The organism is uncultured Fibrobacter sp., from assembly GCF_947166265.1.
GTDB lineage: Bacteria > Fibrobacterota > Fibrobacteria > Fibrobacterales > Fibrobacteraceae > Fibrobacter.
Map to the genome: position 1 here is coordinate 237,285 of NZ_CAMVDO010000001.1, position 15,878 is coordinate 253,162.

At 51.3% G+C, this 15,878-nt stretch carries 10 protein-coding genes and 1 pseudogene; 1 reads left to right on the forward strand and 10 read right to left on the reverse strand.

Features of this window, described 5'->3' with window-relative positions:
- Nucleotides 1–484: 484 nt before the first annotated feature.
- Nucleotides 485–1,204, reverse strand: a pseudogene (locus Q0W37_RS00950) (FKBP-type peptidyl-prolyl cis-trans isomerase); the annotation flags it as partial.
- Between the two features lie 127 nt (nucleotides 1,205–1,331).
- Here Q0W37_RS00950 and glmS point away from each other — a divergent pair.
- Nucleotides 1,332–3,158 carry a glutamine--fructose-6-phosphate transaminase (isomerizing) gene (gene glmS, locus Q0W37_RS00955; protein ID WP_297697888.1) on the forward strand — a complete coding sequence of 609 codons (1,827 nt, stop codon included), beginning with the start codon at nucleotides 1,332–1,334 and terminating at the stop codon, nucleotides 3,156–3,158.
- A 177-nt stretch (nucleotides 3,159–3,335) separates the two neighbouring features.
- Here glmS and Q0W37_RS00960 read toward each other — a convergent pair whose 3' ends face one another.
- The 9 genes from Q0W37_RS00960 to Q0W37_RS01000 form a co-directional block, all read right to left on the reverse strand.
- Entirely contained in the window at nucleotides 3,336–5,039 is a 1,704-nt protein-coding gene (locus Q0W37_RS00960; RefSeq protein WP_297697889.1) for a Na/Pi cotransporter family protein, read from the reverse strand.
- Nucleotides 5,040–5,247: 208 nt separating this feature from the next.
- Nucleotides 5,248–8,931 carry a peptidase A26 gene (locus Q0W37_RS00965; RefSeq protein WP_297697891.1) on the reverse strand — a complete coding sequence of 1,228 codons (3,684 nt, stop codon included), beginning with the start codon at nucleotides 8,929–8,931 and terminating at the stop codon, nucleotides 5,248–5,250.
- 112 nt (nucleotides 8,932–9,043) lie between these two features.
- The gene (gene ispF, locus Q0W37_RS00970; protein WP_297697893.1) at nucleotides 9,044–9,529 is read right to left on the reverse strand and encodes a 2-C-methyl-D-erythritol 2,4-cyclodiphosphate synthase; all 486 of its coding nucleotides are present in this window, start codon (nucleotides 9,527–9,529) and stop codon (nucleotides 9,044–9,046) included.
- Nucleotides 9,530–9,557: 28 nt separating this feature from the next.
- A complete protein-coding gene (locus tag Q0W37_RS00975) occupies nucleotides 9,558–10,493 on the reverse strand; it encodes a magnesium transporter CorA family protein (protein WP_297697895.1) in 936 nt (311 codons plus the stop codon).
- A gap of 96 nt (nucleotides 10,494–10,589) precedes the next feature.
- The gene (locus Q0W37_RS00980) at nucleotides 10,590–11,354 is read right to left on the reverse strand and encodes a DUF3298 domain-containing protein (protein WP_297697896.1); all 765 of its coding nucleotides are present in this window, start codon (nucleotides 11,352–11,354) and stop codon (nucleotides 10,590–10,592) included.
- Nucleotides 11,355–11,414: 60 nt separating this feature from the next.
- Entirely contained in the window at nucleotides 11,415–11,726 is a 312-nt protein-coding gene (locus Q0W37_RS00985) for an HAD hydrolase-like protein (RefSeq protein WP_297697898.1), read from the reverse strand.
- 481 nt (nucleotides 11,727–12,207) lie between these two features.
- Nucleotides 12,208–13,749 (reverse strand): fibrobacter succinogenes major paralogous domain-containing protein, encoded by a 1,542-nt coding sequence (locus Q0W37_RS00990; RefSeq protein WP_297697900.1) that lies wholly within the window; start codon nucleotides 13,747–13,749, stop codon nucleotides 12,208–12,210.
- 9 nt (nucleotides 13,750–13,758) lie between these two features.
- A complete protein-coding gene (locus Q0W37_RS00995) occupies nucleotides 13,759–14,622 on the reverse strand; it encodes a hypothetical protein (protein ID WP_297697902.1) in 864 nt (287 codons plus the stop codon).
- A gap of 89 nt (nucleotides 14,623–14,711) precedes the next feature.
- The gene (locus Q0W37_RS01000; RefSeq protein WP_297697904.1) at nucleotides 14,712–15,542 is read right to left on the reverse strand and encodes an HAD-IIA family hydrolase; all 831 of its coding nucleotides are present in this window, start codon (nucleotides 15,540–15,542) and stop codon (nucleotides 14,712–14,714) included.
- Nucleotides 15,543–15,878: the final 336 nt, after the last annotated feature.

The window sequence follows — 15,878 nt, forward strand, 5'->3', positions numbered from 1 at the left end:
GTACATTTCGCAAATTACACACAAACTAATTACGCATTTTTACCATTAGTACAGGCTAAAATGGGGATTACCTCATAATTAGCCTGTACTCACGTTTTTTTACCACAGTTTTCGCATATAGACAAAAGGCCCCGCGGTTTACCGCGGGGACCCTTCGCAAATTTATGTCAGCCGATTACTGTGCAGCGGCCGGAGCAGCAGGAGCTGCGGCAGGTGCAGCCGGCTTAGCTTCGGCGGCCGGCTTGGCGGCTTCAGCAGGCTTTGCAGTCGGAGCGGCAGCTGGCTTGGCTTCTGCAGCGGGCTTGGCTTCAGCAGCGGGCTTAGCCTCTGCCTTCGGAGCAGCTGCGGGCTTTGCAGCCGGAGCGGCGGCGGGCTTGGCTTCAGCCTTGGCAGCCTTTACTTCAGCCTTTTTCACTTCGGCCTTCTTGACTTCGGGCTTTGCAGCCGGAGCGGCTTCAGCAGCGGGCTGTTCGGCAGAATGGGTGTCAATCAGTTCCATTTCGAAAACGAGGAGGCTGTTACCCGGAATCTGCGGGCCACGGCCACGCGGACCGTAAGCGAGGTCGCTCGGAATCCAAGCGGTGACCTTGCCGCCCACCTTCATGAGCTTGAGCATTTCGGTCCAACCCGGAATCACGGCGCCGATCGGGAATTCAAGCGGTTCGCCACGGTCGACGGAGCTGTCGAACTTGGTGCCGTCGAGGAGCGTTCCGGTGTAGTGCACCTTCACGATGTCGCCATCGGCAGGAGTTGCACCCGTACCTTCGGTAATCACCTTGTACTGGAGGCCAGATTCGGTAGTCACGACGCCTTCGGCAGTCTTGTTCTTGGCGAGGAAAGCTTCACCAGCAGCCTTGTTGGCTTCGGCAGCGAGGCTATCCTTCTTGTTCTTTTCAGCCTGACGGGCCTGAGAAAGGTCGGTAAGCGTCTGGAAAATTACGGAGTCGTTCATCAGGAAATGAGCGGAATCGCTATTGTAACGTTCCTTGAAAGCCTGGATGAAGAGATCGAGATCCAGGTCGATGGAATCACGAGTCACAAGCTGGAAACGAGCCTGGTTACCGAAATGGGCACCGAGAGCATAGCTGTATTTATCCTTTTCCGTCACCAGAGCGGTCTTGGTCTTCGGACCCTGGCACATCTGATCACATCCAGTCAAAGCAAAGGCGAGAGCGCCCGCTGCAATAAACAATTTTTTGTTCATTTGTTCCTCTTTTGGTTAGACGTACAAAAAATAACAAAATCTTACGGCAAAAGACCAATTGTAACCCATTTTTACCAAAAGAATTTGGTATATTGCGTTTCGTTAACAAAAGAAGGAATTTGATTCTATGTGCGGAATTGTCGGATATATCGGCCAGAACGAAGCTCTACCCATCTTGGTCGGCGGTCTTAAAAAACTGGAATATCGTGGCTACGACAGCTCGGGCGTCGCCCTGATTGAAGACGGGAAAATTGAAACCGTCCGTGCCTCCGGAAAGATTGCAGCTCTCGAAGCCAAGCTCAAGGACAAGCCTCTCCACGGCCATATCGGCATCGCCCACACCCGCTGGGCAACCCATGGCGCCCCGACCGAACAGAACGCCCACCCGCACCAGAGCTTTGACGGCAACATTTCGATTGTGCACAACGGCATTATCGAAAACTATGCCATCCTGAAAAAGAAATTACAGGCCGAAGGAGTCGAATTCAAGTCCGAAACCGACACCGAAGTCGTCGCCCACCTGATTGCACACTACTACAAGGGTAACCTGAAGGAAGCCGTACTCAAGGCCATTGCGCTCATCGAAGGGACCTTCGGCCTTGCCGTTATTTGCAAGAGCGAACCCGGCACCCTCATCGGCGCCCGCCGCGGCTCTCCGCTTATTTTGGGCATCGGCCAGAACGAATTCTACCTCGCCTCCGACGTTTCGGCCATCATCATGCACACGCAGAAAGTGGTGTACCTCGACGACAACGACATCGTCGAAATCAAGGAAAACGGCTACAATCTGCTGAACACGCATAGCCAGCCGGTGCAGCACGAAGTGCAGGACGTGGAATTCGATGCAGACTCCATTGCGAAGGGTGGTTTTGCGCATTTCATGCTCAAGGAAATTTTCGAGCAGCCCGAAGTGCTCCGCAACACGATGCGCGGACGCCTGCTGTACGCCGAAGGCAATGCCAAGCTTGCAGGCCTCGACACCAACATCAAGGAACTCCGCAACATTAACCGAATCATCATTACCGCCTGCGGTACCAGCTACTACGCCGGTATGGTCGGCGAATACATGATCGAGGACTTGGCTGGCGTTCCTGTCGAAGTCGAATATGCCTCGGAATTCCGTTACCGTAACCCGATTATCAAGCCGGGTACGCTCGTTCTTGCCATTAGCCAGTCCGGCGAAACCGCCGACACCCTGGCCGCCCTCAAGGAAGCCCAGCAGAAGGGTGCTACCGCACTCGCCATTTGTAACGGCGTGGGTTCTACCATCGCCCGTACGAGCGACGGCGGCGTTTACCTGCACGCAGGCCCCGAAATCGGCGTGGCAAGTACCAAGGCATTCACAAGTCAGGTGACCGTGCTCGCCATGATTGCGCTTTTGCTCGGTCGCCAGCGCAGACTTTCGTTCGAAGCCGGTTCCGACATCGTGAAAGCAATGCAGGAACTCCCCGAACTAGTTGAAAAGACTTTGCAGCTGAGCGACCAGATCGCAGGCATCGCCCAGAAGTACGTGAAGGCAAACAACTTCCTTTACCTGGGACGCCACTTCAACTACCCCGTCGCCATGGAAGGCGCACTGAAGCTCAAGGAAATCAGCTACATTCACGCCGAAGGCTACCCCGCCGCCGAAATGAAGCACGGCCCGATCGCCTTGATCGACGAAAATATGCCGGTCGTGGTGATTGCCCCGAAGGATGCCCTGTTCGACAAGGTCATCAGCAACGTACGTGAAATCAAGGCTCGCGGCGGCAAGGTCATCGCCATTTCTACCGACGACTGCCACCCGCTCGACGAAATTGCCGACCACCTTATCAAGGTACCGAAGACGACCCCGATGCTCATGCCGATTGTCACCTGCGTACCGTTGCAGCTGCTCGCCTACCACATCGCCGTGCTTCGCGGAAACGACGTGGACCAGCCACGCAACCTCGCGAAGAGCGTGACCGTCGAATAATCAAACCAACCTTTAAATTCGAAAATTTAGCCCCGGCATAGAAACCGGGGCTATTTTTCGCAATCTCCTGCACTAAAAATGCAGTGCCAGACCAGGAATGTGAACCGAAGCCGTACAGATTCGTACGGCGAGAAAGTTCACATGACGCCGTATGGCGACGTTTATAGGTGAATTTTCCTACGAGAATTTCTTGTTCGTGTGAGCTTCTACCACGTTCACCACGTAGTCGCCGAGCTTTTCGCAGTCGTTCACCACATCCATGTAGTGCACGCCCATCTGGTAGCTGTACTTTTGCGATTCGATATCGGCAATGTTTTTCTCCTTGAGGAGCTTGCGATAATCGTTGATTTCGTTCTCCATATTCAGCGTACGGTTTGCGTCAGCAGTTACCACATCGCCAATGACATCAATCATATTTGTAAGCGCCTTGTCGCACAGCTGCATCATGTGCTTGATGCGGTTGTACTGTTCTTCGGTAAAGTCGTCGGAACTTCTAAACTTGCGGTTGATGGCGCGGGCCATATTGTAGCAAGCGTCGCCGATACTTTCGATTTCAGAAATTTCGCGGAGCATCGACTGGATATTCGTCTTACTTTCGGGGCTCAAGCGGCCTTCGGAAACCTGGTTCAGGTACTTGGCAATTTCGATTTCCATGTTGTCGCTGATGCCTTCGTACTTCTCGATGCGGGCAAAGAGCTTCACGAAATCGTTTTCATCCTTCATCTCGAGCAGGTCAGGCACCATGCGGAACATTTTCTGCGTGCGGGCTGCAAACAGGTTGATTTCCTTACGGGCTTCGAAAAGCGAAAGTTCTGCGGTACTCATAAGGCCCGCACTGATAAACTTGACCTTGAAATCTTCGCCATCTTCCTTTTCGCGGATAATCTTGCAGATGATTTTTTCCATCGGCTTAATGAACCAGATGAGGATAAGCACGTTGCAGAGGTTGAATGCCGTATGGAAGGCAGAAAGCGCGTAAGTCACACGAACACCCGCCTGCGCAACTTCTTCTTCGGTATGCGGCACGAACGTCGGGTCGAACCCTACAATGCTACACACCATGTTCACGAACGGGCGGAATACAATCAGAATCCACACCACGCCGAACACGTTGAACAGCATGTGGGCCAAGGCCGCACGTCTCGCCTGCGTACTTGCCGAAAGGGCCGCGAGGTTCGAAGTAACAGTCGTTCCGATGTTTTCACCCATCACAAGCGCAATGCCCTGATATATCGGAAGCACGCCGCTACTGCAGAGCAAGAGCGTAATCGCCATGATGGCGGCAGACGACTGCACGCACATGGTAAGGATGCTACCCAACAGCAAGAACAGGAGTGTGCTGAAGATACCCCAACCGCCGGTCGTCGAAAAGAAGTTGATGACCGCCTGATTGTGGGCCAAGTCCATCGCCACCGCATTTTCGCGCAGCGTGGTAAGGCCCAGGAACATGAACGCGAAACCGAACACGAATTCGCCGATGCTCTTGGTCGAGTTCTTCTTGGTGTAAGAAAGGATGATGCCGAGGGCGAAGAAGGGCCACACCACCGAGCTCATGTTGAACTGGAACCCGAATATGGACATGATCCAGGCCGTGGCCGTTGTACCGATGTTTGCGCCCATGATAACAGGAATGGCCTGACTCAATGTGAGCAGGCCAGCATTAACGAAGCTTACGGTAAGGACGGTCGTAGCGGTAGAAGACTGCACCGAGGCTGTCACAAAGGTACCTGTGAGAAGGCCTCCGATGCGGTGCTTGGTCATGGTTCCAAGGACAGCACGCAGGTGACCGCCCGTGAGTTTCTGCAAGCCTTCGCTCATGGTCTTCATGCCGAACATGAGGAGCGCAAGGCAACCAATCATTTTAAGAATCATAAGTGTCATAGGACATTCCTACGGAACGCCACTACCGGATCATCGTCGCTGCCTTTCAGCTAGTTCGGGCTCATGGCGGTGAATTGTTTATTGTAAAGAGTACGTAAAAATATAGTAAAGTACCAGCATTTTCCCATTCCATAAAGGGCTATAAAAAAGGAATATATTTATTACAAGCAAAGCCCCCATCAATTGACGGGGGCTTTTGTCTCAAAAACTAGCGGATATTTACAATTCTTGTCTGTTTTCCGCTACGGACAATGTAGCGGCCCGCCCGCGAAACCGATAGGTTCACCGTAGTCCCATGGGCACGTGCAGTCGCCACCAGGCGCCCCCGCATATCGAGCAGCATCACCGGGCGATTTTCGACAAGACCCGTCACAGAGACATTCCGCGCCGAAACCTCTACCAGCATCAAAGGCGCCACCGGTTTCACGACCACCACAGGAGTCGTTTCTCCCTCGCCCCCCTGCCCCGAGGAATCACCCGCGAAGATTACATCTTCAAGGAAAACCACCTCATACGGAGCATCGGAATCTCCATAGAAATCCTTGACAGCCTGTTCGGCGCAGGTCGATGTCGTATCATGCTTCAACTTGGGAAGACATTCGCCAAAGATCCATTCCGTATCGCTAAGATATTCATGGTCGGCAACGGTCTCTTCAAAAGTCTGTGCGAAAACATTCCTGTAGAAACTCGACGTATCCGAAACAAGACGTTTCTTGTACGCATCGACTTTCAGCCGAGAATTATAGTAGAAACCGTCAACCGTATGCTGCGATGAAAGTTCATACGCAAGGGCTCCCACATTTGCACCCCACAAGGTATCCGTATAGTTATAGGTATACGCAATCGTCACAAAGTCAGCAATCGCAGCAATTCCGCCCGTATAATCCACCTTAGCATCATTCCTGATAACACCCCTATTGTAATCATGCTGGAGTGTTGCGCCCGTCACATAGCCCGCAATTCCACCAGCAAAGGCGCTATTCGACGGATGCACCTTAACGGGACCATAATTGAACGATTGTACAAAACCGCTAACGCGATTCGGTTGTTCGTTATACATCATGATTACACCCTTCATTCGACCTGTAATTCCACCCGCATAAATTTCGTTTCCCGAAAGCGCATGGACACGGCCCCAGTTTCCCAAGTCCGTCACAACCATCGACGAATCTATATAACCCGCAATACCGCCCACCATCAGCACACCCACATTTGCAGAACCTTCCACCAGGCCCGAATTCAAGTCAGAACTCAAGGTCGTCCAACGGACACGGCCCGCAATACCACCTGCATAAACGGAATCTTTTCCAAACGCGAGTACCATTCCCTGGTTAGAGCTCTTGCTGATGGTGCCCGCTGAGCCATTATAAACCTTATCCATAAACCCGACAAGACCGCCGGCTATCTTGCCAGACACTCGACCGGAATTGAAGCATTCGCTCACTACACCACCATAAGCTTCGCCGACAATTCCTCCCGCAAGGCTATCCGAGTAAACCGCCGTATTTTCATTCCTAGACTTAATGGCATACCGCTTTCCACTCCAACGGTTATGGGCAACAAGTCCACCAACCGCGCCGCCACCGCGCACCACACTGTTGCGGATAGTCACATTGTACACACAGCCTGCATTTTCAATAACGACACCCGCCGCCGAAAGACCATTTTCATTCACAAAGCGGCTGTTCGCAATCGTCAAATTCTGTACCACCGAAGCGGTATCTAGAGAATAGAACATGGCACGCGTCATATTCAGACCGTAGATCGTATGCCCCTTGCCATCAAAGTTCATCGTGACCCCTTGATAGTTCGTATCAATCGTAATCGCACGCTGCATTACATGCATCGAATCGCGACCCATCACAATGTCATTTGCAAGTTCGACCTTGAAAACCTTCGCTCCAAGAGCACTACCCAATTCCAAGAAAGCCCGGAGTTCCGCCGCAGTAGAAATCACATAAACGACCGTATCATCAACAATCTTCGATTGCGGAATCACGTACTCACTGACATCAAAGAAAACAGAATCGTTCTTATACAAGCTATCGAACGTGAACACCGGATACCCACCGCGGCGTACCCATAATTTTCTATTCACCGTTTCTCCGTTCGACGTATTCAGCGCCGCCACCATTTCGTCACTTTGCAGTTCTGCAGTCTTTTTCTTACAATTCGTACATTCCACCAGGTCGTTGTACAAGACTTGACCCAACGCCCCCACATTAGAAAGGGTGCCGTCGTAATAGGTGTTACGCGGAGAAACCATGGCGTTGATGTAACCCGTTATACCACCGATGGAATCCCCCTTTATGCTAGGAGCCGCACTATAGGCATTCTGGATATAGAAATCTGCATAAGTATAGCTCCCCGCTATTCCACCAACGTAGCTTCCGCCATAAGAGAGTTTTCCCTTCGCCGAGACACTTCCTCGGTTGTAGACATCGGCAATCATCATCTCGTTTGCGCAACCGACAATGCCACCCACATTCAGTACTTCCGCAATGGTCGACGTATCCGCAACGCTACCCGTCACATTACCGTAGTTGTAAGAACGGCGCAGTGCATAATTAAGGTTGTACGGACGATCCGCCCATCCCAAGACACCGCCTACATAAGTCCTGAATACACTTTCCGCATAAACATTTCCGCGGTTACCCAACTTGTCAAATCCCTGATAACTAGAATTCATCTGTTCATAACCGATAACGCCACCGACATACGTTCGCAGTTCGCCTCCGTAGCCGTAAGCCTTGACCGACCCCTTATTCAACGCGTTGTTTATGGGAACATAATGATTTTCACCAAAGATTCCCCCAACGGCGAACTCGCCTTTTTTAAGGTAGCCTTCGACCATTGCAGTCACATTACCTTCATTCAAGAAATCGCGGAGTTCACCCGTTTCGTACCGATGAAGATGCTTGCTGCCAATAACACCACCCACATAAGAATAAATCGACCAAGATGCAGTCGTATCGCTATTGAAAGAAAGCTTGGACGACACGTCGCCATAGTTTTGCAAATTGGCAACCGAGCCGAGTACATAGCCCGCGACACCGCCCACATACACTTCCCTATGAGCCGTTACCACTTCAACCGCGCCGCGATTGACACAGCCTTCTATGGCATAGCCGGGTTTCGATTCCGCGTACCCAACGATACCTCCAATATAAATATCATACGAGAAATCCGTTCTGCCAGTCACCTTTTCCGAATAGATGACCTTCGCCGAATTGGAACAGCCAAGAATGCGGCCTCTAGAAGAGCCAACAATGCCGCCCACATAGGAGGCCCCCGTAACAGAGCCTCCCTCGACGCTACTATTGAAAATGGCCGTAAGTTCATCGTCCGACGAAATCATGCGGCCCGCGATACCACCGGCATAATAAGCAGACACTACCTTCGTATTGGTCACTTTCACATTCTGCACAACACCGCGCAGCAAGTCGACAATGGCGCCAACTTCATAAGTCGTATCGCTACCGAAGGAGCTGTTTGCCACATTGACGTTGCGAACTTCACCCACATTAATTCCGATGGTTTCGAACATGGAATTCTCTGCATTCAAGCCATAAACGGTATGCCCGCGGCCATCAAAGAGCCCCTGAAAGAGCGACTGGTTCTTATTTCGAACCCATTTTTTTGAACAAAGCTTCGACGTGTCCGAGCCAAAAACAATATCGTTTTTCAAATAGGCTCGAAGCGTTTCGTCATACTGCTTCAGCACCGTTGCCGAATCCAGGAACCAGACAAGTTCTTCCGGAGTCGAGATTTCGTAGTAGTCCTGGCCGCCACTCTTGACCACCTTCGGTAACTTGGACGAACCCGACCACGCCGCAAAAGACACCTGCACAAAGACGAGCAAGGCAACTGCAAAGCACCACTTTTTAAGCATAGATTTCCTCCTAACAAATTAGACGCAGTAAATATAAATTATTCCGCTTCGTTAGGAGATCCCCGCCGGAGTTTACCCCGCACTTGATGCAGGGCGGGGATGACATCGCAGTCTAAAGGCTACGGACCATGGCGATGGCCTGGGAGGCGATTCCTTCGCCGCGACCGGTAAAGCCGAGTTTTTCGGTAGTCGTTCCCTTGATGCCAATCTGCTTCACGTCGAGGCCAAGCACACGGGCGATGTTCGCCTTCATCTGGTCCTTGTGCGGGTTCACCTTCGGGCGTTCGCACATCACGATGCTATCGATATTGATAATTTCGTAGCCAGCCTTCTTGACTTCTTCGCCGACCTTGCGCAAGAGTTCCAGGCTATCGGCACCCTTGAAGGCAGGGTCAGTATCCGGGAAGTACGTTCCGATATCGCCGAGGCCCGCGGCACCAAGCAAGGCGTCGCTAATGGCATGCAGCAACACGTCGGCATCGCTATGGCCGAGCAGGCCCTTTTCGTAGGGAATATCGACCCCACCGATAATGCACTTGCGACCTTCCACCAACTTGTGAACGTCAAAACCGATACCCGAGCGATAAATCTTGTCCATAAAATACCTGCCTAAAACTTAACAAAGACTACTTGCGGCGCATCCAGAAGGCCATAAATACAAGCACCGAGAGAATACATACCGCGATAATCAGCCAGAAGGCCATCGGCGAACCGACCGTTGCGTCGCCGTTCATGCCAAAGGGCAGCTTCACGTTCATGCCGAACAAGCTTGCGAAGAACGTCGGGAGCGAAATAGAAATCGTCACGATGGTGAGGTTTTTCATCAGCGTGTTCACGTTGTTGCTGATGACGCTTGCGCGGGCATCCATCATGGACGTCAAAATGTTGGCGTAGATTTCAGCCTGTTGCAGACTCTGGCGGTTTTCAATCACGATATCGTCCAGGAGTTCCCGTTCGCTTTCGGACCAGTTGAGGCTGCGGCCAATCTGCAACTTTTTAAGGAGCGTATCGTTACTGTTCAGGGCGCTTACATAGTAAATCAAGCCCTTATTCAAGCTGAACATCGAAAGCAGGTACTTGTTTTCCATGGCCGTACGCAGTTTCTGTTCCAGCTCGTCGTTGATGCGGTTGATAATCTTCAAGTGTTCGTTAAAGTGGAAAATGGCATAGCTCAACACGCGAAGCACAAAGGTGTTCAGGCTGTCAATTTTCGAAAATCGCTTTTCGTCCATTACCGGAATGTCGGAGTCGGTGAGCAAAAGCACCCAGTCCTTGAAGATAAATATACCGAAAGATTCCACGCGGAACTGGAAGTTGTCGCTCGCGGAATAGTTCTTCGGCTTCTTAAACACGATGGTCGTAAAGTCGTCGTCGTACTCGATACGGGAAAGTTCGTCCGAGTCGAAAGCGGAGGCTATGGTATGTTCAGTGATTTCGTACTCTTTAACGAGCACACTACGTTGCTCTTGGCTCAATGAACCCATCATCACGATGTCGGCTGCATCTTCGTTCGGGGCGCTAGCGAGGCGACCCGATTCGATCCTGTAGTACTTCTTGAGCATAGGAGCCCCCTTTATCGAACGGGGGTAAATATAGCAAAAGAGTATAACGCGAATAAAGCGCTAAATCTTATTTTTTGCTAAAAAACTTGGCGAAAATCAGTTCGTATCGGCCCCGAATTCCGGCAACAATTCATAGAATTTTTTCGTAAACATTCCGCGGAACCGCTCATAAGGCAACACTAGCACCACATTGCCACACGCACCACAGTTGACCGCATAGGTATGCCACTGAAAGCCCAGCCCCTTCGAAGTCGGGAAAATCCAGTCAAAATCAGAAAAGCCCTGTTTTACGCCGCAATCGTGCTGATTGCTCGGCTCCGTCCGGGCCAATTCCCTTACATAGCGAATCATCACACTCTTAGGAAACGCAAAAACATCGTTATATTCCAAAGGACGCGACTCCCCCTTCAAAAAAACATACGTCGGGAAATTGCGCCAACCGTGGGCGGCCACCAATTCATAACCCGTAGACTCGACCATATATATCACCGTACTCTTTGTCTGGGACTTATAGACAATCCAGGTCGAGTCATAACCATTCCCCAGCAAAGAGGCGTCATCAACGTCGAAATCGGCTTTCAGGCGTTCGTCATCCTTGGCGGCGCACTCCAGGCAGATCCTTGCCGGATTTTCGCCTTTTCGAATTCGACCGTTACAGGACACCACGGAATCCATCCAGTCGCGAATCGGTTCCACGACAGAAGCCGCACCGCCCACAGGATAATCAATAGCCAAGTACGTCAAATGATGATTGCAGCTAGCCCCCGCAGTCCACCGTTTCACGGCAACAGAATCGCTAAATTCGCCGGCACAAGCAGACGTCACCCACAGAAGGAACAGAATAAAAGAAAAGTTTTTCACGATAGCCTCTCTTCTATTATCACATCCAAGGCTACTTTTGTAAAAAAGAAACGTAAAAAATCACAGATACCAATCGGGACGAACGCCGAGAACGTCTTCATCCGCCTCCAGTTCATCCGCCGGCACATTGCGCCCCACCACCAGGGCTGAATCAAACTCGGCCACACGAGCCCCCAACACATCCGTACCCAAGGTGTCGCCCACCATCAGCACACGGGAACCTTCTGGCAGACTCCGCTTGACTTTTTCCCAAATCGCTGGGAACGGTTTGCCTAAATAAAACGTCTCGCAGCCCGCGCCCCCGTTCGCGCTGCATACGGAATCGCGACGAAGCCTTTCGCTGAGCGCCCCCGGCTTCTGCAGAAGTAACAAACCGGTCTTGAAAGACCGGTTTTACTTTTTTAAAGACTCATTTAACAAAATGTATTATACAAAATGTTAAATAGTATTATACCATTTGGTATAATACCAAATGGTATAATCGCGTTCAAAATTCTATCTTAATAGGTTAATTACCTTTATAAAAAGCTTCTGCAGCAATAGATTCTACATCAACCATATTTCACCTCCACCTTTTTTATGGGTGCAAGAAAATTTTCTGCATCAATATACAAATCCTTTAGCACAGGAATCAAATCAATATATTCTTCTATGAGTTCTGAACTATGGCTGTATTTTGTCATAACAACGATATAACCATTATCCCAAGTTTCAACGCGCTCGTATCGTTCTAGGGAATACGGACCGATTATTCTTATGTTTCCGCTCCATAGGAAAACAAAATGTACCGGCTATCGTTTGACAAATATGCAGTTTCATTTTTCATATTTCAAGTCAAAATTGAATTTTTCAGCTAGTCCATGATGCAACGAACGGGATACCCGTAGCCCTTATCGTAGTTGTTCAGGTACGCACTGTCGCCCTTGTAGTTCAGGCCCATGTAGTACGCGTAGTAGCTATTGCTCTCTGTAGAACTCCAGAAGTACGCGTCGAGGCCCTCGCTGAGGTAATTCCCATTGTTGTCCCTGCCGCCAGCAGGCAGCGCCGAGAACACGTAGGCGTCCGTTCCGTTGCCGATACTGATCCAGCCATTTGTTGATTTGAGCTTCACGCCTGCAGTACCAATACCGCCCACTGCAGTAAACAGAGTTTCGAATTCCTCTTTTGACGGGAGATGCCAGCCGGAGGGGCAGGCCGTCGTTGCCGCAGCCCAGGTGTATAGGCGACCATAAGTAGCACAGTGGGCGGGGTCGTCATTGTAGCACAAGCTGTTCTCTGCTTCGTAGTTCAGGTTCTGCGCCATCCAGATTTGCGAACCGACAACAACTGTCCTATAGGTTTGACTATCGCGGGCGTCCGTCATACTCCCTTCGGTAGGTTCAAGGACCTTACTAGATGATGATTCTACTTTTTCCGAACTGCTGGACACACTTGTCTCGCTAGAACTCGACTGTACTGTGACACTAGAAGAACTAGGTGTAGCACCTGATGACGACAGGTTTTGCTCATAGTCCTTGAGGCAACGAACGGAAAACCCGTCGAACTTATTTTTGCTGTACAGGTTCGCACTGTCGTTTTCGTAGTCCAGGTACATGTCGTACGCGTCGTTGCTACCGTGCTCTGTAGAACTCCAGAAGTTCGCGACGTTGCCCTCGTAGTAGTAATACCCATTGTTGTTCCTGAAGCCAGCAGGCAGCGCCGAGAACACGTAGGCGTCCGTTCCGTTGCCGCTACTGTTCCAGCCATTTGTTGATTTGAGCTTCTCGCCTGCAGTACCAATACCGCCCACTGCAGTAAACAGAGTTTCGAATTCCTCTTTTGACGGGAGATGCCAGCCGGAGGGGCAGGCCGTCGTTGCCGCAGCCCAGGTGTATAGGCGACCATAAGTAGCACAGTGGGCGGGGTCGTCATTGTAGCACAAGCTGTTCTCTGCTTCGTAGTTCAGGTTCTGCGCCATCCAGATTTGCGAACCGATAACAACTGTCCTATAGGTTTGACCATCGCGGGCGTCCGTCATACTCCCTTCGGCAGGCTCAGGGACCTTACTAGACGATGATTCTGCTTTTTCCGAACTGCTGGACACACTTGTCTCGCTAGAACTTGACTGCACTGTGACACTAGAAGAACTAAGTGTAGCACCTGATGACGACAGGGTTTCTTCGGCAGGCTCAGAAAACTCACGAGAGGCTTTCCACTCTTCAAAATCATCTTCCATTTTGGCAGCATAGTCGGTGCATGCGGAAAGGAATGCAGTGAGCAACATGCAAATAGAGATCCTTCGACTACGCTTGATTCTATCGCCTTCGGCTCCAGAATGACAAGCTTCGCTCAGGATGACATTTTCTCTTTCGTCTGTAGCCCCGAAGGGGCGTTCTTTCGTCTTTCGTCTAATCATTCTCCCCTCCTAGAACACTATGCTCAAACCAACACCAATCGCACCAACAATAGCGATACCTATTCCAACAGCACGAGTCTTCTGGTAATCCTTCGCATCTTGATGATAGTCTCGATATTCATCTTCAGTCGTCCAGGTCTTTTCAGAAGCCTCCTTCGCCTTTTTATTGCCCATCACAATCGCCGTAATACCGACCGCAGTCACGACCGCGCTAATGCTAAGCGGAATCCAATGAATACCGCCCTTCTTCGCGGGTTCGTCATTTACATTCGCAGGAACACTTTCGCCCACGCGGCTCGCATCCTTGCCGTCGAGTTCATCATAAGCGACAGCGGCTTCAGTGCGAACTGAATCGGCTGAGTTCAGAATGACAGTAGACGTGTCTGCATCAGGCACTTCGGCTGGGCCGTCAATCGGCTCAGGGACCTTAGAAGCTTCGGGTACATACACCGGCTCGTTCATCTCCTTCACTTCGCGGAAAAATTCCGCCGACTTGCTCTCGATAAGCACAAGCAGTTCTTCGACATCGGCACCACGACCGTTAAAACTCGCAATCAGTTTGTTGCCCGCCGTCTCATAAAGTTCCGCCGAAAGGGTAAGCTTTGAGCCAAAACGCCCCACACGCGCCTGGCAAACGTAATCAGCAGAAATGTTCCGCCCCGTTTCAGCAAGGCAGGACCCTTCACAATCTTCAATCGCCTTACCCGGCGGAAGCATCGCACTGATGTTTTCGCGAGTCATTATTGTAAAGCCATCCCTGGCAGGGAGTTCCTTCACGGCCTGTTCGCGCAAAACGTTCGTCAAATACTGGCGATCCAACAGCGACAAACTATCCTTCGTGTCGCCATCGGCCATTGTTTCAAGAACGGCCACATGGGTCGCGAAAGCATTGACGGACAATAACAAAAGAACAAATATAAAGACCCTTCTCATAGGCAAAAATATAAAATATTCACCAACAGTTACAGATACCAATCGGGACGAACGCCGAGAACGTCTTCATCCGCCTCCAGTTCATCCGCCGGCACATTGCGCCCCACCACCAGGGCTGAATCAAACCCGGCCACACGAGCACCCAGCACATCCGTGCCCAAGGTGTCGCCCACCACCAGCACACGGGACTCCGGTGCAAGTGTCGATTTCACCTTATTCCAAATCGCGGGGAACGGTTTTCCCAGATAAAAAGTTTCGCAGCCCGCCATTCCGTTCGCCTCGCAAATTGAATCGCGCCGCAAGCGTTCAGAAAGCGCACCCGATACAGGTTCGCGCACAGTCACGCCATCGTTATCCGGAATCTTCGGTGCCCACGCATCGGAATTCAGCACCAGGAGCGTAGCACCAGGCTTCTGCAGAATCTTGGCCGCCTGAGCATAGCTTTCGGGAGTATCCTTCGCCGACGAAATCGCGACAATCGGTTCGGCCGGTTCAGCATCAAGCGCTACCGCCGTAATTCCGCAACGTTCAAGCACATGCTTGCCCGTTTCGCGACCGATGTAATACGCCTCGCGCACCGCCTTGCCACGGCCACGCAATTCAGCGCACAAATCCTTGAGCAAGCTCCCCGAAGAAATCGTCTCGGCCTCGCTAAACGCGAAGCCTCGTTTGCCCGCATCTGCCGCAAGCACCGAATCCACATCGGAAGCCGCATTCGTAATCAGGCGCATCTGCTTACCCGCCGCGCGCAACATTGCATACCAATCCAGCGCACCCTCGTAAACAAAGCTCCCGCGGTTATAGAGCGTACCGTAACCGTCAAAACAGAATGCATCGTAACGGGCAAGCAAATCTTCCATGCGGGTGTAACGCGATTCCCGCTTCGCGAATTTCTCTGACAGATCCCCGCCTTCGCGGGGATGACAAGATGGAGCGCGGGGATGACAAGATGGAGCGCGGGGATGACAAGATGAGGCTCGGGAGGAGCATAACATTGACGGCGAAGCGCCCACCCCCTGCAATTCAATAATCTGCTTATACCGCAGATAAATTTCTGTTTCTAGACGTTCCATACATCATCGGGGTTTTAGGGGTTCAACCCCTAGGGGAAAGGGTAGCGAAAGACTCGGTGAAAGCCTAACCGCTAAGCGAACATTCGTCGGCCAAAGGCCGAGGCCATGTGAGTGTGCGGTTTA

Bases quoted from the DNA above. Each gene is read 5' to 3' on its own strand.
- glmS (WP_297697888.1), top strand. From the start codon at position 1,332: ATGTGCGGAATTGTCGGATATATCGGCCAGAACGAAGCTCTACCCATC.
- Q0W37_RS00960 (WP_297697889.1), bottom strand. From the start codon at position 5,039: ATGACACTTATGATTCTTAAAATGATTGGTTGCCTTGCGCTCCTCATG.
- Q0W37_RS00965 (WP_297697891.1), bottom strand. From the start codon at position 8,931: ATGCTTAAAAAGTGGTGCTTTGCAGTTGCCTTGCTCGTCTTTGTGCAG.
- ispF (WP_297697893.1), bottom strand. From the start codon at position 9,529: ATGGACAAGATTTATCGCTCGGGTATCGGTTTTGACGTTCACAAGTTG.
- Q0W37_RS00975 (WP_297697895.1), bottom strand. From the start codon at position 10,493: ATGCTCAAGAAGTACTACAGGATCGAATCGGGTCGCCTCGCTAGCGCC.
- Q0W37_RS00990 (WP_297697900.1), bottom strand. From the start codon at position 13,749: ATGATTAGACGAAAGACGAAAGAACGCCCCTTCGGGGCTACAGACGAA.
- Q0W37_RS01000 (WP_297697904.1), bottom strand. From the start codon at position 15,542: ATGGAAGATTTGCTTGCCCGTTACGATGCATTCTGTTTTGACGGTTAC.